Below are 22,015 nucleotides of genomic sequence, written 5' to 3'. Positions count from 1 at the left end.
TAGACTTTTCAATTTTTCATATATGGCAATCCATATCTATAATAGCATACACTTCCTTAATCCACAACCAAAATGTCTCCCTTAAATTTTCTCAAAAATATCAATTTAATATATTAATATATTTTCATTACTGCTCCGCAATTCTCGCCGCCAGATCTTCTAAATACATCCATCTGTCCATCTTTTCTTCCAACAGATTTTCCGCTTCCTCTTTTTCCGTTACCAGTTGATTGAGTTTCACAAAATCCGTAGAAGCTGCTGCCATCTCCTGATCCAGCATATCTATTTTTTCTTCCAGTGCGGCGATCTCACTTTCAATCGTTTCATAATCCCGTTGTTCCTGATAGGTAAACTTCAACTTCTGAGGACCACGGGTACGCTGTCCTTTTTTTGTAACCTGTGCGTCTGTTTTTACTCCATTACCGGCTTTCTTTTCCTGTTCTGCTTCCTCCGCTTCTTTTTCTGCTGATTTTTTCAAAGAATAATCGGTATAGCCACCTTCGTATTGTCTTAGTTTTCCGTCTCCTTCAAAGGCAAAAATACGCTTCATGGTCCTATCGAGAAAATAGCGGTCATGCGATACCGTAACAACAATGCCCTCATAACGATCCAGATAATCTTCTAAGATAGTCAGCGTAGCGATATCCAGATTGTTGGTCGGCTCATCCAACAAAATAAAGTTCGGAGATGTCGCCAGTACCCGAAGCAGATTTAATCTTTTCTTTTCTCCACCGGACAGCTTTCCGATCGGACTGTACTGTTTTTCCGGTGGAAATAAAAAACGCTCCAATAAGACTGTTGCGGATATGACTCCATCCACAGTCCGAATATATTCTGCCGTATCTTTTACATAATCAATCACCCGCTGAGCCGGGTCCATATAGGACAGATTGATCTCCTGTGCATCCTCATTTTTTTCTGAGGCTATTTCCTGTGCATAGTATCCCATTTTCACGGTCTGTCCGATAATAACCTGCCCGGAATCCTGTGGAATAATGCCTGCAATAATCTTCATTAACGTAGACTTTCCACAGCCGTTCGGTCCGATAAATCCAACCCGGTCGCCTTTTAAAAAGATATAAGAAAAATCATCGATCAGTTTTCTTTCTCCATAAGACTTACAGATATTTTCTAACTCCACGGTCGTTTTTCCCATTCTTGTGGAAATGGAACTTAATTCTACCTGAGAATCCTGCACAGGAGCCTGACGATCTCTTAACTCCTCATAACGCTGGATATGTGCCTTCTGCTTTGTAGAACGTGCCCTTGCTCCCCTGCGTATCCATTCCAGTTCCACACGCAGGATCGACTGACGTTTCCGTTCACTGGCTGCTTCCATTTCCTGTCGCTGGGTTTTCAGTTCCAGATATCCCGAATAATTCGTCTGATAACTATAAATTTTTCCCTTATCAATCTCCACGATCCGATTGCACACACTGTCTAAAAAATACCGGTCATGTGTTACCATGATAAGAGCGCCCCTCCATTTTTTCAGATAATCCTCCAGCCAGTCTGCCATATCGTTATCTAAATGGTTCGTAGGCTCATCCAACAAAAGAATGTCTGCCGGAGAAAGAAGTACCGATATCAATGCGAGACGTTTTCTCTGTCCGCCCGATAATTGTCCTGCAGGCTGCATAAAATCTTTAATGCCAAGCCGGGTCATCATGGCCTTGGCATCACTTTCAACAGACCAACGGTTTTCTTCCGTCACATTTCCTTCCAGCACACATTCTAAACTGCTTTTTTCCGGCTCAAATTCCGGATGCTGCGGCAGATAACGCATCACCACATGGTTTGCAGTCGTGACAGTTCCCTCATCGGTCTCCTCTTCCCCCATGATCATCCGCAAAAGCGTTGTCTTTCCGGTTCCATTGATACCAATGACACCCACTTTTTCCCCATCCTGCAATGAAAATGAGGTATTATCAAATAATTTTCTTTCCGTGTATACCTTGGTCAGATTCTCTATATTGATCAGATTCATGTTGTTTCCTCTTATTCCTCTGCAAAAAGCCTCTTTTTCCGCTCAATCATCTCATCAATTCTTTCGATATAAAGAGCTACATCCTTAACATTCTCGCACCGTTCGATCCGATGTGTGCCATCCGGATTTGGCGTATTCCAGACACGTTTCGTGGAAGCTCCTGCTCCACACGCCACGATGGTCTGTTTCTCCTCCATGATCAGGATATTATAGATGCCTGCCTTTCCTTCTTTCGCATACCCCACGTTCTCAAAATTTCCTGCCATATTTTTCTGGCGGTAGAGATAATAAGGCTGCAAGCCCATCCGCTTACAATAATCTGCCGTCACTTCAATATGTTCCCAGGTATTCTCCATTTTAAGATTTGTATAATCTTCTTTAAACATATTGAGTCTTGCCGCACGTTTAATGGCAAGAGAATGTACAGTAACATTATCCGGCTGTAATTCCTCTAACTGCTCCATCGTATGACGGACATCCTCTAAATTTTCATTTGGAAGTCCTACGATCAGATCCATATTGATATTGTCAAATCCTAACTCTCTTGCGGTTAAAAAGCTCTGAACGGTCTGCTCTACCGTATGATGCCGTCCGATAATCTCTAACGTTTCCTGCTTCATGGTCTGCGGATTGATCGAAATCCTCGAAATTCCATGGGAACGTAAAACCTCTAATTTTTCTTTTGTAATACTGTCCGGTCTTCCGGCTTCAACTGTAAACTCCAAAAGATGAGATAAATCAAAACTGGATTTAATTTTTCTGATCAGTCTGTCCAGTTGATAAGGTGCCAGAGTCGTCGGGGTACCGCCTCCAATATAAATCGTATTCAGATGCCGCTCCCGATACTGCTCGGCTGTGTAGTCAATCTCTTTTTCTAAGGCATCTAAATATTCATCCACACGCTTTTCCCATGCAGACAACGGGTAAGAAGTAAAGGAGCAGTACAGACAGGTACTTGGACAGAAAGGAATCCCAATATACAGACTATAGCCTTTCTCATAGTCTAATTTGTTCAAAAGCCCTAACTCACGTTTTGCAATGTCGATACTAAGCTCTGTTTTCTCCGGGCTGCAAAAATAAGTATCTGCCATAAAAGTGCGGATCTCATCCTCGCTCTTTCCCTCTTCTAACATACTCATCGGGATCTTCGTCGGACGAATTCCGGTCAGTGTTCCCCACGGAAGTGTCTGTCCCGTATACTCAGAAAACATCTGATAAATACCACGTTTCAGGCGGTTTTTCGTCTCTTTCCTGTCAGAAAAATCCACCTGTATCTGCATCGACGCAAGAGCTGGTTCTCCTGTCTTCGCTTCTGCATTTAAGACACTGGCAGAAATCACATTTTCTGCTCTCGAAAAAAGAACCTCCATGTGGAACAATGGAGTTTCTTTTTCTTCTAACTCTGCAATTTTTTCACTGTCGGCAAATACTTTGACATCCTCTTTCGGATAAAAAGCCTTCACTAATGAATGGATGTCATACTCAAAATCTGCCTCATTTAAACTAACTGTAATCATATTTTTTCACCATTACGCTCTCTATAAAAACGGATTGTATTTTCGTTCCATTCCAATCGTTGTCATGTCTTCATGGCCGGTATAGACCATCGTATCATCCGGTAACGGCATCAGTTTATCCTGAATGGAGTGGATCAGTGTCGAGGACTTTCCTGTTGGGAAATCCGTTCTGCCAACGGACTGACAAAACAGTGTATCTCCAGAAAACAACGCCTTTTCCTCTTCGATATAATAGCAGACACCACCCTGGGTATGTCCCGGTGTATGCAGCACCCGGATCTCAAATCCCGCAAGATTTAAAATTGCGCCGTCCTTTACATAACAATCCGCATGAAAAGTCAGCGTTCTGCCGATCATTCCTGATAAATTAATCTGCGGTGTCTCTAAGGTCTCCTTTTCCGTCTCATGAGCATAGATTTTTATCCCATACTGCTCTGCAACTTCCTGCGCTGCCATTGCATGGTCAAAATGTCCATGTGTCAAAAGCACAGCTACCGGAACAACGCCATCCTCTTTGATGATCTGTTCGATCCGCACTGCATTGTCACCCGGATCAATGATCAGTGCTTCTTTTGTCTTTCTGTTTTCTGCAATATAGCAGTTCGTTGCCACTGCTCCGACTACTAAATGTCTTACCTTTAAATCTGCCATTCCTTACCTCGCCTGTCACTTCTGTTCTAACCGGTTGTTCTTTCAATATCAATCACGCTCTCCACCTGACGGATCTTATCCACCAGACTTTGCAGCTCCATTTTTCCCTTTGTATTAAAGGAAACGGAAATCGTCGCTACTCCCTGCTTACTCGTTTTGGAGTTGATCGCATTGATATCAATCCCACGCTCCGTAAAAATCTTTGTAATATCTACTAACAATCCGGTACGGTTGTTTCCAAAAATCTTAATCTCTGCAAGATAGAGTCCGTTGCTGCCCTCACTTGCTCCCTGCTGCCATTCTGCATCGATCAGTCTGGCACGATCCATGTCCGACAGATTGATAATATTGATACAATCCGTTCTGTGTATGGATACACCTCTGCCTCTCGTAACAAAACCGACAATCTCGTCTCCCGGTACCGGGCTGCAGCATTTTGAAAAATGTACTGCGACATCATAAAGTCCTTTTACGACAATTCCACTCTTTGACTTCTGCGGGATCGTCTTAGAGATATTCGCATCCTGGATATTCTCTAATACATCCGAATCTGTCATCGGTACGACATGATCCTTTTTGTATTCTTCTAACATCCGATTGACAACCTGACTCTCCTTGAGTCCTCCGTGTCCCACGGTTGCCAGTGCAGAATCCCAGTCGTGGAATCCATATTTTCTTAAAATCTTATTCTGATATTCCGGCTTATTGATATCTGAGAGTTCGATACTCTTCATCTTACAATACTGCGAGATCAGTTCCTTACCCTTTGCGATATTCTCTTCCTTGAACTGACTTCGAAACCACTGATTGATCTTATTTTTCGCCTGTGTACTCTTGACAATATTCAGCCAGTCACGGCTTGGTCCGTGCGAGTTCTGGGAAGTAATGATCTCAATCCGGTCACCGTTCTGGATGACATAGTCAATCGTTACCAGTTTGCCATTGACTTTTGCACCGATCATTTTATTCCCTACGGCAGAATGGATCGCATAGGCAAAATCAATCGGCGTAGAACCGGTTGGAAGATTTTTGACATCTCCGGAAGGCGTAAAACAGAATACCGTATCTGAAAAAAGGTCCAGATCACTCTTTAACAGACTCATAAATTCCCGGTTATCGGACATGTCCTTTTGCCACTCTAAAATCTGACGCAGCCAGCTTAACTTCTCTTCTTCCTGATTCTCTACATTGCCACCGTTTGAAGCCTCTTTATACTTCCAGTGTGCGGCAATACCGTATTCGGCTGTCCGATGCATCTCATAGGTTCTGATCTGGATCTCAAACGGCTGTCCGTCCGGTCCGATCAGTGTTGTATGCAGTGACTGATACATATTCGGCTTTGGCATCGCAATATAGTCCTTAAAACGTCCCGGTATCGGTTTGTACATCTCGTGGATGACTCCTAATGCCGCGTAGCAGTCCTTGACATCTTTTACAATGATCCGAATGGCAAAGAGGTCATAAATCTGATCTAGCGTCTTATCCTGATTGACCATCTTCTTATAAATACTAAAGAAATGCTTTGCTCTTCCATCAATCTCTGCTTCAATGCCCGCATTGGTGATATGGCTGCGGACTTCTTCTACTAATTTCTGGATATAGTCATCTCTTGCACTCTTTTTCAGTGCGATCTTCTCTACTAAATCATAATATGCTTCCGGCTCTAAATATTTTAAGGATAAATCCTCTAATTCGATCTTAATTTTAGAAATACCGAGTCGTTGGGCAATCGGAGCATAGATATCCATGGTCTCTCTTGCCTTTTCCTTCTGCTTCTCCGGTGTCATATATTTTAAGGTACGCATATTGTGCAGACGGTCTGCTAATTTGATCAGAATGACACGGATATCGTTTGCCATTGCTAAAAACATCTTTCGCAGATTCTCCGCCTGTTTTTCCACCTTATCTGCATCATAGGACAACTGTGCCAACTTCGTAACACCATCGACTAACAATGCCACATCCGGGTTGAACTCTTTTGCAATCTCCTCTTCCGTCATGACCGTATCTTCCACAACATCATGCAACAGTCCCGCAACAATCGTCTCTTTATCTAATTCTAAGTCGGCAAGAATAATTGCCACACACAAAGGATGGATGATATATGGTTCACCCGATTTACGCACCTGTCCCTCATGTGACTCTCTTGCTACCCGATATGCTTTCTCGATCAGGGAAATATCCGCAGATGGATGATATTTACGCACACTCTGGATCAGTTCCTGATAGAGCTTATCGGGACTGACAAATTCTTCCATTTTTTTAAGCTTTGTATTCTGGGAAGTCACTTCATTTTCTAATTCTTCTAACTTCTCTGTAGAAATATCAACCATTCTCTCACCAACTTTTCCTAAATTTATACTTTTGTAAACCGCCGCCAGCATATCTAAACATAGAATAAATTATAATAAAAAAACGATAAAAAAGCAATGTCTATAGTGCATAAACATACCTTTTCATCCGTTTTCCGAGGATATCCACCTCTTTTCGAAAAGAAAATCCCAATTTTTGCAACAACCCTAAGGACGGATGATTTTCTTCCTCTACTAAACAGCTCAATTCCGAAAAACCACTTGCCTCTTTTGCATAATCCATAATTGCCGTACAGACTTCATAGGCATAGCCCTGTCTTTGATATTCCTGCCGTATCAGATACCCCATTTCCAATACGATCTCATCCTCGATCTCCTGTGTATTTAAGCCTGCCCTGCCGATGATCTCTCCGTTCTCCCGATCGCAGACTAGCCACATTCCATAGCCGTAATAGACATACATATTTTCAATATAGGCTTTCGTATAGGCGATCTCATCCTCCCGTTTCTCACAGAGCGGTTCAATAAAATCCGTCATTCCCTCCTGTGCATAGATTTCATAGAGGGCCTCGACATCTTCTACCGTCATCTCCCTGAGATAAGTCCGTTCCGTCTCGATCACACGCCACGGAATCCCATGTTTTCTCTGGTAGATTCTTTCTAAAAAATAAAAATCTACCTCTTCAAAGCCTTCCACAACAATGTCTGCCGCAGAATAAGTCTGCCCATTTTTCTTCTGATTTACAAATGCGATCGTGGCAAGCCCGATCTCCCTTCCGTTTTGCAGTGTTGCATCCTCTGCCGCTATTAACAGGGTTTCTTCTGTCCGATAGCCTGCCTGCAACAGCTTTTCTTCCATATCCTCTTTTGTGGTTTTTCCGTCAAGATTTAAAACCCGCACCCCATATTGATACAGTCCCTCTAATAAAAACAGAACATCAGCATCTAACTGATGTTCTATCAGGAACTCTTCGCGGTTAAACATTACGCATCTCAATTGATTTTCCATTCCGCATCTCCTGTATTCCCTGCATAAAACGCCGTTTTACCGTTTCATGCAATGTATCTCCAAGCCGTTCGGCAATTTCTTTGGAAATACAGCCTCCTGCCATCGCAGGGTGACCGCCTCCATCACCGATACCGTGAAGCATCTCTTTTAATAAGACACCTACATTGACGCGTTTTTCATCACTGCGTACCGCAAAACGGATTCCATCCTCCTGTCTTGCATAAACAATGACAACATCCACGCCATCCAATGCTTTCATAAAATCAGAAATCATCGCGATCAATGCCGGCTGACATTCAAAAGGAATAAATGCAAAACCTACCCGGTCATAGATTTCAATACTTTGGATTGCAGCCTCATAGGCAGACAGATCTGCTAATTCCAGCGTATCCGCATACATATTCTGTACCAGATCCCAATCCGCATACCGGAACAGATAGGCAAACATATCCGTATCTTTTTGTGTCGTTCCCCTGGTAAAATCCGCAGTATCCATCTTGATCGCATAGGCAAGTGCTGCGGCAACATTCGGCTTCGGTATGATTCCATCTTCCACAAAATAGGACGCAACGATCGTTGCACAGGCTCCTGTTTTCCGGATATCCCAATAGGCATACTCGCACTCGTGATGTACCGGATGGTGGTCAATACACGCGGACTTCTGCCCACCGATATCGGTCACATTGGAATTCTGATTCTGAGAATCCACCAGTACCACGCAGGCATCTTCCGGCAATGCTCCCTTGGTCTGTCCGCCTTTGACCTGAATCCCAAAGTTATCGAGCATACGAATCGCACTCGCCCGCTCTAATTTCCCCTCATAGCAGATTGTTGCTTCGATCTCGTAATATTTCAAATACTCCTGTAATGCAAAGGCTGTGGCAAGTGCATCCGGATCGGGAAAGTCATGGGTCTGTATATATGCATTTTTTCCTTTTAATAATTGAATCAGCTCTTTTTTCATACTCTTATTCTATGATAAAATGTCTATACGGTCTCCGGTTCCGGATAATCTACTCCAAACGTCTCAACTGTTACTTTTTTCATCTTCTGTTCTTCCATTGGCCGGTCACTGTAATCTGTGCGTACTTCTGCGATCTTATTTACCACATCCATACCTTCGGTAATCTTTCCGAAAGCTGCATAGGAGCCGTCTAAATGTGGTGCGTCTTTATGCATGATAAAGAACTGGCTTCCTGCTGAATTCGGATGCATTGCGCGTGCCATTGACAATACGCCTGCGGTATGCTTCATCTGATTGATCACACCGTTCTGTGCAAACTCACCTTTGATCCCATAGCCTGGGCCTCCCATACCATTTCCGTCAGGGCATCCTCCCTGGATCATAAATCCGTTGATCACGCGGTGAAAGATCAATCCGTCATAAAATCCCTTATTGATCAGACTGATAAAATTGTTCACGGTATTTGGTGCAATTTCCGGATATAACTCCGCTTTCATAATATCTCCGTTTTCCATTTCGATTGTAACGATCGGGTTCTGTGCCATTTTTATTTCCTCACTTTTCCATTATTATTGTTTTTATTGTATCTGATATGAATCCAGAAGTAAAGGCAATATCTGCTCAATCTCCGCTCTGGTTGCTAAATGCTCTGAAAATGCACTAGCACTTCCTGCTGCAACTGCCATTTGAAATGCCTCTTCATAGGAAGCATGCTCCATATATCCGGCTAAAAAACCTGCCACCATGGAATCTCCTGCACCGACTGCATTTCGCACCTTGCCCTTTGGGGCATCTAATTGCATCTGCTCTCCATGTTCTGTCAAAAGCAATGCTCCATTTCCGCCTAAAGAGATCAACACACTGCATGCTCCCATTTTCTGCAACTGCTTCGCATAGGCAAACATTTCTTCTTTCGTACTCATTTTGACCTGAAACAGTCCCTCTAATTCATCCTGATTCGGTTTGATCAAAAACGGATGATAAGGCAGTACCGCTTTTAGAAGTTCCCCGGATGCATCCACCACGGTCCGTATCTGTCTATCCTTCAACTTCTTCATAATATCTGCATAAAATGTCTGTCCTAAACTCTTTTGCACATTGCCTGCCAAAACCAGGACATCTTCTTTTGTTAGAACGCCTAATTTTTCCTCTAACTCCTGCACCTCTCTTTTAGAAATCGCAGGACCTTGTCCGTTAATCTCCGTTCCTTCGTTAGAAAGTAATTTGACATTAATGCGGGAATCTCCCTGCGGCAGCCATATCCATTCTGCCTCGATTTCCTGCTCTTTGATTCTCTTTTCTATCTCTCTTCCCGTAAATCCTGCTGTAAATCCCAGTATTTTCGTAGGAATCCCCAGATGTTTTAATACAATGGATACATTGATCCCCTTGCCACCGACATTCATCTGTTCGGTCACGGTCCGGTTCGTATGTCCCATCTGAAAATTCTCCACGGTAACACCATAGTCCAGCGATGGATTACAAGTGATCGTGTATACCATATTTTTCTGTCCTTCCTACTTCAGATCCAATTCGACCGGACAATGGTCGGAGCCAAAAACTTCCGTATGGATCTTAGCATCTGCTAAATGCTCTTTGTACTCTTCTGACACTAAAAAATAATCAATCCGCCATCCGGCATTTTTCTCTCTTGCCTTAAAACGATACGACCACCAGGAATAAATCTGCTCCATATCAGGATAAAAATAGCGGAACGTATCAATAAAGCCACTCTCTAAAAGTTCCGTCATCTTTGCCCGCTCCTCATCCGTAAATCCGGCATTTTTTCTGTTTGTCTTTGGATTCTTTAAATCAATCTCCTTATGTGCCACGTTCATATCCCCGCAGACAATGACCGGTTTATTTTTCCGAAGCTGCAACAGATATGCCCTGAAATCATCTTCCCACTTCATACGATAGTCCAGCCTTGCAAGTTCACTCTGGGAATTTGGTGTATACACAGTGATCAGATAATACTCCGGAAATTCTAATGTGATCACCCGTCCTTCTTTATCATGCTCCTCGATTCCTAATCCATAAGTGACCTGTAACGGTTCCTCTTTAGTAAATATGGCTGTTCCTGAGTAGCCCTTTTTCTCTGCATAATTCCAATAGGCATAATAGCCTTCTTTTTTCCAATCTATCTGTCCTTCCTGCAGCTTGATCTCCTGCAGGCAAAAAATATCCGCATCCGCCTGCTCAAAAAATTCCATAAATCCCTTTCCCATGCAGGCGCGTAAACCATTGACATTCCACGATATCAGCTTTTTGTTTGCCACTTTTCGTTCCTCCTTGCTTTACACTCTGTGTTCATTCTACCACAAAATTCTTTATCAAAGAATACTTCTAATGCGAAATCCTCTCAATATGAAATATCTTCGATATAGAATGTTCTTCATATGAAATATCTCCACACAAAATATTCTCTATATACAAAATACCCCTGATACGAATGTCCTATCACGGATATGTGTCAATACAGAACATATCACAACATCGTCTCAGAGGTATTTTTCTCAAACAGTTCTCCCTGCATCTATTCTATTTATTTACGGAATGCTGTAATGCTTTTGTAATTGCACTTCCAACTACGAAACATGCTGCTGCCTCAACTAAACCGTTCACTCCAACGAATGCAATAACAAAGGCAAACGGATTTGCCACTTTCATATTTTTTGCAAGTCCCTGGATAAATTCTGTCTGGTAGAAGAACAGGATCAGTGTTGTCATAAACAACAGGGTATTCAACAGTGGACAGCAAAGGTTTGCAATAAAGACAGATGCTCCTTTTAATGCTTTTACCTTTTTCAATCCCTGTGCGATCAGTCCTGTCAACCATCCCATTACAAGACGTGTTACAAAACATACAACAAATGTTCCTGCCGGATTAATGCTTAAGAGCATCGCTCCAAATGCGCTCATTCCGAAGCACTGTATAAAACTTGTAAGTCCAAATACGCCTCCTAAAATTGCACCTGCAGCCGGTCCTAACACTACAGCTCCTACCGCCACCGGAACAACAATCAGCGTAATTTCTAATCCGAATGTCTTAATGTAACCGATAGGGGTAAAAGCCATAATTAAAATGATCGCAATTAATAATGCCATCTCTACCATATAAGTGGTATTCAGTTTTCCATTTTTTCTCATGGTCTTTTCCTCTCTTTCCTGGTTTTTCTGTCACAACGGTATCATTGGTCGTCCTAGTTTCTATTACGAACCATTTGACACCAGACACATTAGTGTATTATGAGCAGGATCTGCTCATTATTTGCCGCTCGTCAAACATGTAACATATTGACTCGCTCACACTCACTCTATAATATTATAAAAGAAACCAGTTTGCAAGAGTTATTGTTAATTTTTTCACATATTAATTGTGTCTATAGTTTTTCGCTCAAATGCAGCTTTTCATACCCCATTTGAACCAACATCTCATCTAATCTTTTTAACATCTCTTTCTGTACCATTGGTACACAGATTTCCTCACCGATTTTAACATAATCCTCCGGAATCGTTTCAAATTCCAAAATGGTATCCGCCTCTAACTCTATTTTAATGCCTTCACTCTCTATTGTCTCTACACTTAATCCTAAATTCAATAAAGCAGTCCTGTCTCCCTCTTCCTTCGGCGCACTAATCTGTGCTTTGCGTTTTACTTTTAATTCACATTGTTTCGGCATATTCCGCATGATATTTATCTCTGCTTTTAGTAATTTTATATCTTTAATTTTTGACATAAGATACATTCTCCTCTTTTATTAATGACATCCCTTTCTTATAGTGTCCTTCAAATCTCATCTGGTCATCCCCGCTTAACCAATCTACTTTGGCTGTCTCATACGGCATATAAATAATCGTTTTACTATTTTCCAGCTTCTCCTGCTTAAAAGATTTTTCAATCGCCTTAAGGACATATTGATTTAATGTTATCTTTTGCTTTTCTGCTTCCAAAGCTGCCTTACGATGCAACTCCGGTGATATTCTTACATTAAAACTTCCCCGAAATTCTTTTTCTGGATTTTTACCTATTTGTTTACATAACTCTAAATAATTATCAATGCTTTGTCGAAACATTGCTTTCAGTTCTTCCACGGATGTTCCATGAAAATTCAAAGAATCTGCAATACCAAATACCTCTCCCACAAATATATCATCTTCTGCATCATACTCAACCGTTGCATGATAACCCTTGTATTCCAGCATTGAACTCATTTTTTCCTCCTATCAAAAATCTCATCTGTTATATCTCATCTATATCTTTTAGAAATTGTATCGTCTTTTTTACTTGATATGCATACAACTCATGTTCCGGATGAGGTTCATCAAACTGTAAAATACGCTTTGTCTCCAAATGAACAAATCCTATTCCCGAACCTCTTCCTCCTGAAAATTTCTCACAACCGCATTTCCCCATCAACATATCCAATTCCCTTGTTGTAAAATTCTTTGGCATTGGCTTTCTACATAATTTTTCAATCAGTTCCCTTTTCTTTGGCATTTATAATTATCACCTCCCACTTTGCAACTGTTTTTCAGTCGCTTTATTCTATCATAAATTATCTATGTTTTCAATAGCACAGTTTTTGTTCCGCGCGCGAGCGGTGCTGCATAGCAGCTATTTACTTCTCCGCAAGCTGCACATCTTTGCCCGAAGGGCTTTTTTCTCTATAAGAAACACAATATTCCCTAATCCTATAACGCAAAAAAGGACTGCCACACATTCATGTGACAGTCCCTCTAAGTCTTATATCATTCTGATTATTTGTTTAACTCAGCTTTTAAAGCCTCTGTTAATGCTGGAACGATCTTGTTTAAGTCTCCAACGATACCGTAATCAGCTACATCAAAGATTGGAGCATCCTCATCTTTGTTGATTGCGATGATGATATCAGATTCTTCCATACCTGCAACGTGCTGGATTGCTCCGGAAATACCGATTGCGAAGTATAAGTTAGGACGTACAGTCTTACCTGTCTGACCTACCTGAACATCAACTGGTTTCCAGCCATTCTCTACTACTGCACGAGAGCAGCTAACCATTCCGCCAAGTACATCTGCTAAATCCTGAAGCATTTTGAAGTTCTCTGCAGAACCAACTCCACGACCACCGGATACTAAGATCTTAGCGTCCATGATGTTCTCTGCACTCTTAGCTTCTTTTACAACTTTTAAGATTTCAACATATTTGTTGTCAGGAGTAAATCCTGGGTTGTACTCGATAACTTCTGCTTTAGCACCTTTTACAGGCTCTAATTTCTGCATAACGCCCGGACGTACTGTTGCCATCTGAGGACGTGTGTTAGGGCAAGCGATAGTAGCGATTGTGTTACCACCGAATGCAGGACGAGTCATTAATAACTGGTTTGCAACACCTTTGAACTCACCGATTTCAAGTACAGTACAATCTGCTGTTAAACCTGTTTTAACTCTTGCGGATACACGAGGTCCTAAATCTCTACCGATTGCTGTAGCACCTACTAACATGATCTCCGGTTTGTACTCTTTGATTACAGATGCAAGTGCATGAGCATATGGCTCTGTTCTGTAGTCTTTTAATTCAGGATCGTCTACAACGATAACTTTGTCAGCACCGTACTCTGCTAACTCGTCAGCAAGGCTCTTTACGTCGGAACCAATAAGTACAGCTGTAACATCAGTGTTTAAATCTTTTGCTAAGTCTTTACCCTTTCCAATTAACTCAAAAGCGATTGGGGTTAACTCATTGTCAACCTGCTGTGCAAAGACAAATACTCCTTTATATTCCTCTAAGTTCATTTTTTCCACTTTTATTCACCACTTTTCCTTATTCTTATTAGATTACATGTTTCTCTTTTAATTTACCCATGATGTAGTCAACAGACTCTGTTGCATCAAGAGTAACTTTTTCGCCTGCACCTTTACGAACTTTGTCAGATGCTTTTGCGATCTGTGTAGGAGAACCTTTTAATCCAAGGTCAGAATCATCTACGTCTTTTAAGTCAGCTCTGCCCCATACAGTAATCTCCTGATCATAAGCATCGAAGATTCCGCCCGGAGTCATGTAACGTGGCTGGTTTAACTCAGATAATGCTGTAATTAAGCAAGGCATTTTTGCTTTTAATTCATGGTATCTGTCTTCATACTGACGCTGTACGATAACAGAATCTCCATCAATCTTGATATCCTGTGCATAAGAGATTACAGGAAGATTTAAATGCTCTGCAATCTGTGGTCCAACCTGTGCAGTATCACCATCGATAGCCTGACGACCTGTAATGATTAAATCATAATCGATGTTTCTAAGAGCTCCTGCGATAGTTGTAGATGTAGCCCATGTATCAGCTCCACCTAATACTCTATCTGTTACAAGGATTCCCTTGTCAGCTCCCATTGCCATAGCTTCACGAAGAACTTCCTCTGCTTTTGGAAGACCCATTGTAAGTACAGTAACCTCTGCGCCGTACTCATCTTTAATTCTCAGTGCTGCCTCTAAACCAGCTTTATCGTCTGGGTTCATGATTGTAAGCATCGCACCTCTGTCTAATGTACCGTCCGGATTAAATTTAACTCCGCCTTTTGTATCCGGTACCTGTTTTACACATACAACTATTTTCACGGTAATTTCACTCCTTATGTTTGATTTAATGACTTCATTTTCAATCCGCTGGAATCGCGATTATTTTAATAAAGCACCAGAGATAACCATACGCTGAACTTCTGAAGTTCCTTCGTAAATCTCTGTGATCTTAGCATCACGCATCATACGCTCTACATCGTACTCTCTGATGTATCCGTATCCACCGAATAACTGAACGCATCTTGTTGTTACGTCCATAGCGGTCTCAGCTGCAAATAATTTTGCTTTAGCTGCTTCTACAGAATATACTTTCTGTGTTGCTTTTGCCATAGCTGCTCTATATACAAGGAATTTTGCTGCATCAATCTTTGCTGCCATATCAGCTAACTGGAACTGAGTGTTCTGCTGCTGAGCGATTGTACGACCGAACTGTTTTCTCTCTTTTACATATGCGATAGTTGCATCTAATGCACCTTCAGCAATACCAAGAGCCTGAGCAGCGATACCGATACGTCCACCGTCTAATGTATGCATTGCGATTGGGAAACCTTTTCCTTCAGGTCCTAATAAAGCATCTTTTGGAATTCTGCAATCCTCAAAGATTAACTCATATGTGGATGAACCACGGATACCCATCTTCTTCTCTTTTGTTCCGAAGGAGAATCCCGGAGCACCTTTTTCTACGATAAATGCGGAGAAGTTCTTTTTCTTTCTTCCTCTCTTATCCTCTGTTACGCTTGTGATAGCAATGATGATATATACGTCTGCAACTTCACCGTTTGTGATGAAACATTTAGATCCGTTTAATACCCACTCGTCACCATCTAAAACTGCTTTTGTCTGGCATCCCTGAGCATCTGTTCCAGCACCCGGCTCTGTTAAACCGAAAGCACCAAGTTTTTCACCTTTTGCAAGTGGTGTTACATATTTTTTCTTCTGCTCTTCTGTACCATATGTCATGATCGGGTCGATGCAAAGAGATGTATGTGCAGATACGATAACGCCTGTTGTTGCACAAACTTTTGATAACTCTTCTACACACATGGTATATGTAAGAGGATCACATCCCTGTCCGCCGTACTCCTTTGGTACAGGAATTCCCATAAAGCCTGCTTTTGCCATTTTCTCAACAGTTCCTGCCGGGAAATGTTCTGTCTCGTCAACCTCCTGAGCGAGAGGTTTTACTTCTGTCTCAGCGAATTCTTTGAAAAGAGTTCTCGCCATTTCATGTTTTTTATCTAAACAAAAATCCATGATTTATATTCCTCCATTTACTTTATTTATTTTAAAACGAGCAAATTCCCCAAAATGCTTGTTTCATCTTGAGGTATTTCATATACGGAACAGCGGGGAATTTTCCCCGTTATTCCTTCTGCTCATTTTATTATTTTGAATAGTCGTAGAATCCGATGCCTGTCTTACGTCCTAATTTGCCTGCACGTACCATTTTCTTAAGTAATGGATGTGGGCGGTATTTAGGATCGCCTGTCTCATCATATAATACGTTCATGATAGCAAGGCAGATATCTAATCCGATTAAGTCACCTAACTCTAATGGTCCCATTGGATGGTTTGCACCTAATTTCATAGCTGTGTCGATTCCTTCTACAGAAGCAACGCCGTCAGCAAGGATGCCAACACCTTCGTTTACATATGGGATTAAGATTCTGTTTACAACGAAACCAGCAGCTTCGTTTACTTCTACAGGAGTCTTACCGATCTCTTTAGAAATAGCAACGATCTTGTCTTTTAACTCGTCCGGTGTATTCTCGCCTTTGATAACCTCGATCAGTTTCATAACAGGAGCCGGGTTGAAGAAATGCATACCGATTACCGGTCTGTCAATTCCTGCACCGATTTCTGTGATAGAAAGGGAAGATGTATTTGTAGCGAAGATACAATCTTTCTTTACGATATCCTGTAACTCTTTGAATGTCTGTTTTTTAACATCCATTACCTCAAGAGCTGCCTCAACGATTAAGTCACAATCTGTACAAATTTCTTTTGTACCTGTAACGATTTTGTTTAAGATAGCATCTGCAGCTGCCTGCTCCATTTTGCCTTTTGCAACTCTCTTCTCAAATCCTTTTGCAATTTTAGCTTTTCCGTTTGCTGCAAATTCGTCATTAATATCACATAAGCATACTTCATATCCTTCTGTCTGTGCAAATGCCTGTGCAATACCGGAACCCATGGTTCCTGCTCCAATAATACCAACTTTCATGTCAGTTCCTCCTTATGGAATTTTATTAACTTTTGATGCCGGTGTCATCAGACACCGGCTATTGATACCTGTTGTTGATTAGTCTCTCTCAACGATAGTAGAGCATCCCATTCCACCACCGATGCAAAGTGTTGCAAGACCTTTCTTAGCGTCTCTTCTCTGCATCTCGTGTAACAGTGTAACAAGGATACGGCATCCTGAAGCTCCTACCGGATGTCCAAGTGCGATCGCACCACCGTTTACGTTAACTTTGCTCATATCGAAGTTTAAGTCATGTGCTACTGCTAAGGACTGTGCTGCGAATGCTTCGTTAGCTTCTACTAAGTCCATATCATCAATTGTTAAGCCTGTCTTCTCGAATACTTTCTTTGTGGAAGCAACCGGTCCAACACCCATGATAGATGGGTCAACTCCGCCAAGTGCTCCTGCTACGAATGTAGCCATTGGCTTAACGCCTAATTCTTTTGCTGCTTTCTCGCTCATAACAACAACTGCTGCTGCTCCGTCATTGATTCCGGAAGCGTTAGCTGCTGTAACAATTCCGTCTGGCTTGAATGCCGGGCGTAATTTGGAGATGCTCTCTTTTGTTGTTCCAGGACGTGGTCCTTCGTCTGTATCTACGATAACAGTCTCTTTTTTCTTCTTAACTTCTACAGGAACGATCTCATCTTTGAATTTTCCAGCTTTCTGAGCTGCTTCGCATTTCTGCTGTGAAGTTGCTGCGAACTCGTCTAACTGCTCACGAGTTAAGCCCCACTGCTCTGCTACGTTCTCTGCTGTGATTCCCATGTGGTAGTTGTTGAATGCATCCCATAATGCATCGTTTACCATGGTATCTACTAAAGTAGCGTTGTTCATTCTGTGTCCATAACGTCCGCTCATATCTGCGTATGGTGCCATAGACATATTTTCCATACCACCTGCTACTACGATGTCAGCATCTCCTGCTTTAATCATCTGTGCAGCCATGTTTACGCAGTTCAGACCAGAACCACATACAACGTTTACTGTAACTGCCGGTGTCTCGATTGGTAATCCTGCTTTGATGGAAGCCTGACGTGCTACGTTCTGGCCTAATCCTGCCTGGATTACACATCCCATATATACGTGATCAACTTTTTCTGCTGGTACACCAGCTCTGTTTAATGCTTCTTTAATAACGATAGATCCTAAAACTGGAGCCGGAGTTGTGCTTAAAGCTCCTCCCATAGTTCCGATTGCTGTACGACATGCGCCTGCTAAAACTACTTTTTCTGCCATTTCTTCTTCTCCTTTTTATGATTTCTTTGTGTGGATGAGATGTTAATTTTTTAACAATCTCATACTTAAAAAAAATAAATTGAAAAACTGCTGAGTTTTTAATTTATTCCTTACTACTCGAAGCTTAAATCAAAAGAATTTATGTACTTCAACCTAAGCTTTACTTCGTTAATAATGATAGCATAATCTGTTAAAAAATGCAACAAAAACCTTATTGTTAAAAATTTATCAAAATCCTTTCCGAGATTGAAAAAAAGCGGGGATTTTTTGTATAGTTTGTACAAAATCCCGCTTTTACTTCAAGTTAATAGAACACATGATTGCCAATGACTGTTCCCTGGATCGTTCCGTTATTTCTCCGGAAATAGAGACATTTGACCGTGATTCTGCCACCGATGACCTCCTGTGCCGCCTGTGTACTGGAAGCATCTGCTCCCCTTGCCAATACGGTTGCAAATCGACCGCTTGCTACCGGCGAAAACTGACCGCTCTGGTATATGACCCCGACTACGCTGTTTGGAAAATGCGAGCTTGCCACGCGATTCAGCACTACGCTGCCGACTGCTAACTTTCCTTCGTATGGCTCTCCGCCTGCTTCACACTCGATCAGTGCCGCTAACAGTTCTAAATCTCCCGCCTGTGTCTGCACCTTGGAGCCATCTGCCCCTTCGGCTTCCTGTGCCTTGATCTCACTCATCCTTGCTGCGTCTTCTTTTGCCTTTTGTGCCTCTAACTGTGCCTCATATGCTTTCTGCTTTTCTATTTCGGCTTCATATTCTGCGGAGAGGTTCTGCGTCTCACCGATCTCCTGTTCCGATCTGCTGATGTTTTCCTTTGTGGATGCAATCAGCGTATTCATCTGTTCCTTTTTTTCTTTTGTCTTCTGTTCTAATGCCTGCAGACTCTTCTCTTCTTCCTCTAATTTGGCTTTGTCAGAAGCTATCTTTGCACACATCTGCTCGTATTCTTCTAATTTTTCCCTGTCATAGCTGCTGATCGCTTTGACGTATTCTGCCCGATTGATAAAATCCGACATGGATTCCGCATTCAATAAGGACATCCAAAGTGATTCACTGCCGTTTTCATACAGGAACTGTATACGGCTTTTCATGCTCTGATACTGCTTTTTCGCACGTTTTTTTGCTTTCTTTAACTGCTTTTTTGTTTCACGGATACTGTTCTGCTTTTCTGTAATCTTATTTTCGAGACCGGTTAAAGAAGTGCTGATCTCAGCCAGCTCTGCATCCAGATTTTCTAATTCCTGCCCCATGCTGTCTTTGCTGTTTTGCAGGTCTTTTACTTTCTGGTCTGCCTGTTTCTTCTTTTCCTGCAGTTCATTCAGTTTTCCTTTGGTGTCTTCAATTTTCTGTTCTGTTGCATGGACCGCTATGGAGGAGGAACCTGTTAAGGTTACCGTGACCGCTAAAGTAAATGCACAGAGCAGTTTTCCGTATTTTTTCATGTCAGTTCCTTTTTATTTTACCGTTACTTTACAAGTTGCTTTTTTACCTGAAGCATAATGGAAGATACGTTTAATTTTACATATGGTTTCTTTTCCTGCAGTTGCCTCTACACTTCCCTGCTCCATCTTAAGGCTTCCGGTCAGAATTCCCATGCTGTCATCCATTGCAATTCCGGCTGTAACTTTCAGGGTTCCGGTACCGGAAATTTTCAAGGTATCATTCATACTTAAATAAATTCCATAGCACTCTTTTGCATCGGTTACATTTCCTGTAGTGATCGTATTCGTGCCGTTCAGGACAAGGTTCAGCATCTGTCCTGCTCCTTCATACCGAATGCCATAGATATATTTACCGGCCTTCATCGGAGTCGTCAGATTTGCCCCATTGAGTGGCAGTGTATGCGTGGATGCCTGATAGGAAATAGTCTTATTTCAAAGAACATCCGATGCGTTTGCCTCTGTTACCCGTATATTTCCCACATACAGCATTTCGCCTGCTGCCTGTACTTTTGGCACTCCAAATCCTGTTGGTAATACGGTTACCGCCAGCATCATGCTCAAGGCAATGGCTATTCCTTTTTTGATAGTTTTTACGCTTCCCATACTGCTTCACCCTCTCTTTTTCATTGTTAAATGTTTCATCCCTCTTTTTATTCATTATTTTGATCAGGGTGTCAAAGGTCGGCTCACAACTTAACGACTGGCTGATTGCACAAAACCGGCAATCAAAAAACTTGAAACCGCCTTTTGATATCCTAATTTTATTTTACAATAGTTTTTTATGCTTTCCAAGATGTCATTTGTCATTTATATCCGTTTATGCTAAAATAAATCAATATTCTATGTAAAACCAATGTATTGGGAGGGATATCATGCATTTTGTAAAAACAGAAGATTTATGTCCCGGTATGAGACTTGCAAAACCCATCTATAACCGCTTAGGGGTTCTTTTATACGAACGTAACACGGAACTGACTCCTCAGGGTATCAACAGTATCCGCAAATTCTCTTTGATTGGAATCTATGTTCTAGACCCTGCCGAACCTCTGCCGCCTTTAAGTGAGGAGGAGCTGCATTTTGAACAGTTCCAGACCATGTATATGTTCCGGCTGCGGGATGAACTTGGCAAGTTAGTAACCGGAAAAGAACCGGATAAGCTCTCTGAACTTTGTAAAAGCATTATCCGTGAGTTTGGAAACCTTGACCACAAGATTATTTTTTCACAAAATCTCCGAAGTTCCGGTGATTTTGTCTATAAACACGGTTTGAATACCGGTATTCTCTGTGCCATCCTGACACACCATCTCGGTTTTTCCTATGAAGAACAGCTTGCATTAGTGGAAGCCGCTCTTTTGTATGATACCGGGTATCTCTATCTGGATTCTGACCAACTGACGGACTTTGAAGATGTCGAGAGTGCTGATTATAAAAAACTGTGTCTTGCCAGAGGAGATGCTTTTGCACTTTTAAAACCGCAGACCAATGAATATCATCTTCCAAAAATGACGCTACAAGTAATCGCGGAGATGATCCATCCGGCAAACCATATTGCCCATCCGGAGATGAAAGAGCATACCTGGCGGTTTGGCACCCAGGTTCTGCGTGTTGCCGGCTGCTTTGACCAGATGACCGCTATGCGCTATGGCTTTGAACCACAATCTGAGGTTGTGACCATGAAATATCTGTTTGAACATCCTGACTTTTTTAACTCTACCGTGGTTCAGGCTCTCGGTGAATGTATCAACATTCTTCCGCAGGGAGCTTGTGTCGATCTGACCAGCGGGGATAAAGCATTGATCTTAGAGACGAATCCGGATGATTTTTTACAGCCTTTGATCTTACGTTTTTCGGATAACCGGATTTATGATCTGAGTGATCCCGATGTTTCGGAAAAATTCCAGATCAAGGATCTGATGAAAACAATGGATAACCGCATCCAGGTGGATGAGGAAACTTTAAAACAGTTCCAGACCGACACTTATGTCACGGAAATGATGAACCGTTTCCGAAAAGCCAAAGCAAAACTGGCTAAAAAGCAAAAAAACCGCGAAGTCATCTGACTCCGCGGTT

Annotated in this window: 22 protein-coding genes; 1 reads left to right on the top strand and 21 read right to left on the bottom strand. The window is 41.9% G+C overall.

The genetic code is table 11. From position 1 onward, the window contains the following. Positions 1-127: 127 nt before the first annotated feature. The 21 genes from WMO43_RS06405 to WMO43_RS06305 form a co-directional block, all read right to left on the bottom strand. Positions 128-1,987 (bottom strand): ABC-F family ATP-binding cassette domain-containing protein, encoded by a 1,860-nt coding sequence (locus WMO43_RS06405; RefSeq protein ID WP_353530651.1) that lies wholly within the window; start codon positions 1,985-1,987, stop codon positions 128-130. Positions 1,988-1,998: 11 nt separating this feature from the next. Then, a complete protein-coding gene (gene hemZ, locus WMO43_RS06400) occupies positions 1,999-3,504 on the bottom strand; it encodes a coproporphyrinogen dehydrogenase HemZ (protein WP_353530650.1) in 1,506 nt (501 codons plus the stop codon). 21 nt (positions 3,505-3,525) lie between these two features. Then, the gene (locus WMO43_RS06395) at positions 3,526-4,155 is read right to left on the bottom strand and encodes an MBL fold metallo-hydrolase (protein WP_353530649.1); all 630 of its coding nucleotides are present in this window, start codon (positions 4,153-4,155) and stop codon (positions 3,526-3,528) included. Between the two features lie 26 nt (positions 4,156-4,181). Beyond that, positions 4,182-6,488: a RelA/SpoT family protein gene (locus WMO43_RS06390; protein WP_353530648.1), complete on the bottom strand. Its 2,307-nt coding sequence runs from the start codon at positions 6,486-6,488 to the stop codon at positions 4,182-4,184. Positions 6,489-6,588: 100 nt separating this feature from the next. Then, on the bottom strand, positions 6,589-7,476 hold the full coding sequence (locus WMO43_RS06385; protein WP_353530647.1) for a GNAT family N-acetyltransferase: 888 nt from the start codon (positions 7,474-7,476) through the stop codon (positions 6,589-6,591). Next, on the bottom strand, positions 7,445-8,440 hold the full coding sequence (locus WMO43_RS06380) for a DHH family phosphoesterase (protein ID WP_353530646.1): 996 nt from the start codon (positions 8,438-8,440) through the stop codon (positions 7,445-7,447). Before WMO43_RS06380 ends, WMO43_RS06385 begins: the two co-directional genes overlap by 32 nt. A gap of 23 nt (positions 8,441-8,463) precedes the next feature. After that, the gene (locus WMO43_RS06375) at positions 8,464-8,985 is read right to left on the bottom strand and encodes a peptidylprolyl isomerase (protein WP_353530645.1); all 522 of its coding nucleotides are present in this window, start codon (positions 8,983-8,985) and stop codon (positions 8,464-8,466) included. Between the two features lie 33 nt (positions 8,986-9,018). Further along, a complete protein-coding gene (pfkB, locus tag WMO43_RS06370; RefSeq protein WP_353530644.1) occupies positions 9,019-9,942 on the bottom strand; it encodes a 1-phosphofructokinase in 924 nt (307 codons plus the stop codon). A gap of 15 nt (positions 9,943-9,957) precedes the next feature. After that, positions 9,958-10,719, bottom strand: coding sequence for an exodeoxyribonuclease III (gene xth / locus WMO43_RS06365; RefSeq protein WP_353530643.1), 762 nt, complete (start codon positions 10,717-10,719; stop codon positions 9,958-9,960). Positions 10,720-10,981: 262 nt separating this feature from the next. After that, on the bottom strand, positions 10,982-11,590 hold the full coding sequence (locus WMO43_RS06360) for an ECF transporter S component (RefSeq protein WP_353530642.1): 609 nt from the start codon (positions 11,588-11,590) through the stop codon (positions 10,982-10,984). Positions 11,591-11,823: 233 nt separating this feature from the next. After that, positions 11,824-12,180: a hypothetical protein gene (locus tag WMO43_RS06355; protein WP_353530641.1), complete on the bottom strand. Its 357-nt coding sequence runs from the start codon at positions 12,178-12,180 to the stop codon at positions 11,824-11,826. Beyond that, positions 12,167-12,655 carry a type II toxin-antitoxin system HicB family antitoxin gene (locus WMO43_RS06350; protein WP_353530640.1) on the bottom strand — a complete coding sequence of 163 codons (489 nt, stop codon included), beginning with the start codon at positions 12,653-12,655 and terminating at the stop codon, positions 12,167-12,169. Before WMO43_RS06350 ends, WMO43_RS06355 begins: the two co-directional genes overlap by 14 nt. A 28-nt stretch (positions 12,656-12,683) precedes the next feature. After that, positions 12,684-12,941, bottom strand: a complete 258-nt coding sequence (locus WMO43_RS06345; protein ID WP_353530639.1) for a type II toxin-antitoxin system HicA family toxin — start codon at positions 12,939-12,941, stop codon at positions 12,684-12,686. Positions 12,942-13,201: 260 nt separating this feature from the next. Next, positions 13,202-14,218: an electron transfer flavoprotein subunit alpha/FixB family protein gene (locus WMO43_RS06340; RefSeq protein ID WP_177963615.1), complete on the bottom strand. Its 1,017-nt coding sequence runs from the start codon at positions 14,216-14,218 to the stop codon at positions 13,202-13,204. Positions 14,219-14,255: 37 nt separating this feature from the next. Beyond that, on the bottom strand, positions 14,256-15,038 hold the full coding sequence (locus WMO43_RS06335; protein ID WP_177963603.1) for an electron transfer flavoprotein subunit beta/FixA family protein: 783 nt from the start codon (positions 15,036-15,038) through the stop codon (positions 14,256-14,258). A gap of 60 nt (positions 15,039-15,098) precedes the next feature. After that, positions 15,099-16,253: an acyl-CoA dehydrogenase gene (locus tag WMO43_RS06330; protein ID WP_177963602.1), complete on the bottom strand. Its 1,155-nt coding sequence runs from the start codon at positions 16,251-16,253 to the stop codon at positions 15,099-15,101. A 130-nt stretch (positions 16,254-16,383) separates the two neighbouring features. Continuing rightward, positions 16,384-17,223 carry a 3-hydroxyacyl-CoA dehydrogenase family protein gene (locus WMO43_RS06325; protein ID WP_177963601.1) on the bottom strand — a complete coding sequence of 280 codons (840 nt, stop codon included), beginning with the start codon at positions 17,221-17,223 and terminating at the stop codon, positions 16,384-16,386. A 78-nt stretch (positions 17,224-17,301) separates the two neighbouring features. Next, positions 17,302-18,483, bottom strand: a complete 1,182-nt coding sequence (locus WMO43_RS06320) for an acetyl-CoA C-acetyltransferase (RefSeq protein ID WP_177963600.1) — start codon at positions 18,481-18,483, stop codon at positions 17,302-17,304. A 304-nt stretch (positions 18,484-18,787) separates the two neighbouring features. Continuing rightward, positions 18,788-19,945 (bottom strand): cell wall hydrolase, encoded by a 1,158-nt coding sequence (locus tag WMO43_RS06315; RefSeq protein WP_291541602.1) that lies wholly within the window; start codon positions 19,943-19,945, stop codon positions 18,788-18,790. Between the two features lie 12 nt (positions 19,946-19,957). Continuing rightward, positions 19,958-20,308 carry a hypothetical protein gene (locus WMO43_RS06310; RefSeq protein ID WP_353530638.1) on the bottom strand — a complete coding sequence of 117 codons (351 nt, stop codon included), beginning with the start codon at positions 20,306-20,308 and terminating at the stop codon, positions 19,958-19,960. 69 nt (positions 20,309-20,377) lie between these two features. Then, positions 20,378-20,548 carry a hypothetical protein gene (locus WMO43_RS06305; protein WP_353530637.1) on the bottom strand — a complete coding sequence of 57 codons (171 nt, stop codon included), beginning with the start codon at positions 20,546-20,548 and terminating at the stop codon, positions 20,378-20,380. A gap of 269 nt (positions 20,549-20,817) precedes the next feature. Between WMO43_RS06305 and WMO43_RS06300 the strand changes: the two genes are divergently transcribed. Further along, the gene (locus WMO43_RS06300; protein WP_353530636.1) at positions 20,818-22,005 is read left to right on the top strand and encodes an HD-GYP domain-containing protein; all 1,188 of its coding nucleotides are present in this window, start codon (positions 20,818-20,820) and stop codon (positions 22,003-22,005) included. Positions 22,006-22,015: the final 10 nt, after the last annotated feature.

This window comes from Maccoyibacter intestinihominis (assembly GCF_040096355.1).
Classification (GTDB): domain Bacteria; phylum Bacillota; class Clostridia; order Lachnospirales; family Lachnospiraceae; genus Maccoyibacter; species Maccoyibacter intestinihominis.
Note: the sequence above shows the minus strand (reverse complement) of the source record. Positions and strands in the feature narration are given on the sequence as shown.

Excerpts from the sequence above, each read along its gene's own strand:
- WMO43_RS06405 (WP_353530651.1), bottom strand. The coding sequence starts at position 1,987 with ATGAATCTGATCAATATAGAGAATCTGACCAAGGTATACACGGAAAGA.
- hemZ (WP_353530650.1), bottom strand. The coding sequence starts at position 3,504 with ATGATTACAGTTAGTTTAAATGAGGCAGATTTTGAGTATGACATCCAT.
- WMO43_RS06395 (WP_353530649.1), bottom strand. The coding sequence starts at position 4,155 with ATGGCAGATTTAAAGGTAAGACATTTAGTAGTCGGAGCAGTGGCAACG.
- WMO43_RS06390 (WP_353530648.1), bottom strand. The coding sequence starts at position 6,488 with ATGGTTGATATTTCTACAGAGAAGTTAGAAGAATTAGAAAATGAAGTG.
- WMO43_RS06385 (WP_353530647.1), bottom strand. The coding sequence starts at position 7,476 with ATGGAAAATCAATTGAGATGCGTAATGTTTAACCGCGAAGAGTTCCTG.
- WMO43_RS06380 (WP_353530646.1), bottom strand. The coding sequence starts at position 8,440 with ATGAAAAAAGAGCTGATTCAATTATTAAAAGGAAAAAATGCATATATA.
- WMO43_RS06375 (WP_353530645.1), bottom strand. The coding sequence starts at position 8,985 with ATGGCACAGAACCCGATCGTTACAATCGAAATGGAAAACGGAGATATT.
- pfkB (WP_353530644.1), bottom strand. The coding sequence starts at position 9,942 with ATGGTATACACGATCACTTGTAATCCATCGCTGGACTATGGTGTTACC.
- WMO43_RS06360 (WP_353530642.1), bottom strand. The coding sequence starts at position 11,590 with ATGAGAAAAAATGGAAAACTGAATACCACTTATATGGTAGAGATGGCA.
- WMO43_RS06355 (WP_353530641.1), bottom strand. The coding sequence starts at position 12,180 with ATGTCAAAAATTAAAGATATAAAATTACTAAAAGCAGAGATAAATATC.
- WMO43_RS06350 (WP_353530640.1), bottom strand. The coding sequence starts at position 12,655 with ATGAGTTCAATGCTGGAATACAAGGGTTATCATGCAACGGTTGAGTAT.
- WMO43_RS06345 (WP_353530639.1), bottom strand. The coding sequence starts at position 12,941 with ATGCCAAAGAAAAGGGAACTGATTGAAAAATTATGTAGAAAGCCAATG.
- WMO43_RS06340 (WP_177963615.1), bottom strand. The coding sequence starts at position 14,218 with ATGAACTTAGAGGAATATAAAGGAGTATTTGTCTTTGCACAGCAGGTT.
- WMO43_RS06330 (WP_177963602.1), bottom strand. The coding sequence starts at position 16,253 with ATGGATTTTTGTTTAGATAAAAAACATGAAATGGCGAGAACTCTTTTC.
- WMO43_RS06325 (WP_177963601.1), bottom strand. The coding sequence starts at position 17,223 with ATGAAAGTTGGTATTATTGGAGCAGGAACCATGGGTTCCGGTATTGCA.
- WMO43_RS06320 (WP_177963600.1), bottom strand. The coding sequence starts at position 18,483 with ATGGCAGAAAAAGTAGTTTTAGCAGGCGCATGTCGTACAGCAATCGGA.
- WMO43_RS06315 (WP_291541602.1), bottom strand. The coding sequence starts at position 19,945 with ATGAAAAAATACGGAAAACTGCTCTGTGCATTTACTTTAGCGGTCACG.
- WMO43_RS06310 (WP_353530638.1), bottom strand. The coding sequence starts at position 20,308 with ATGAAGGCCGGTAAATATATCTATGGCATTCGGTATGAAGGAGCAGGA.
- WMO43_RS06305 (WP_353530637.1), bottom strand. The coding sequence starts at position 20,548 with ATGGGAAGCGTAAAAACTATCAAAAAAGGAATAGCCATTGCCTTGAGC.
- WMO43_RS06300 (WP_353530636.1), top strand. The coding sequence starts at position 20,818 with ATGCATTTTGTAAAAACAGAAGATTTATGTCCCGGTATGAGACTTGCA.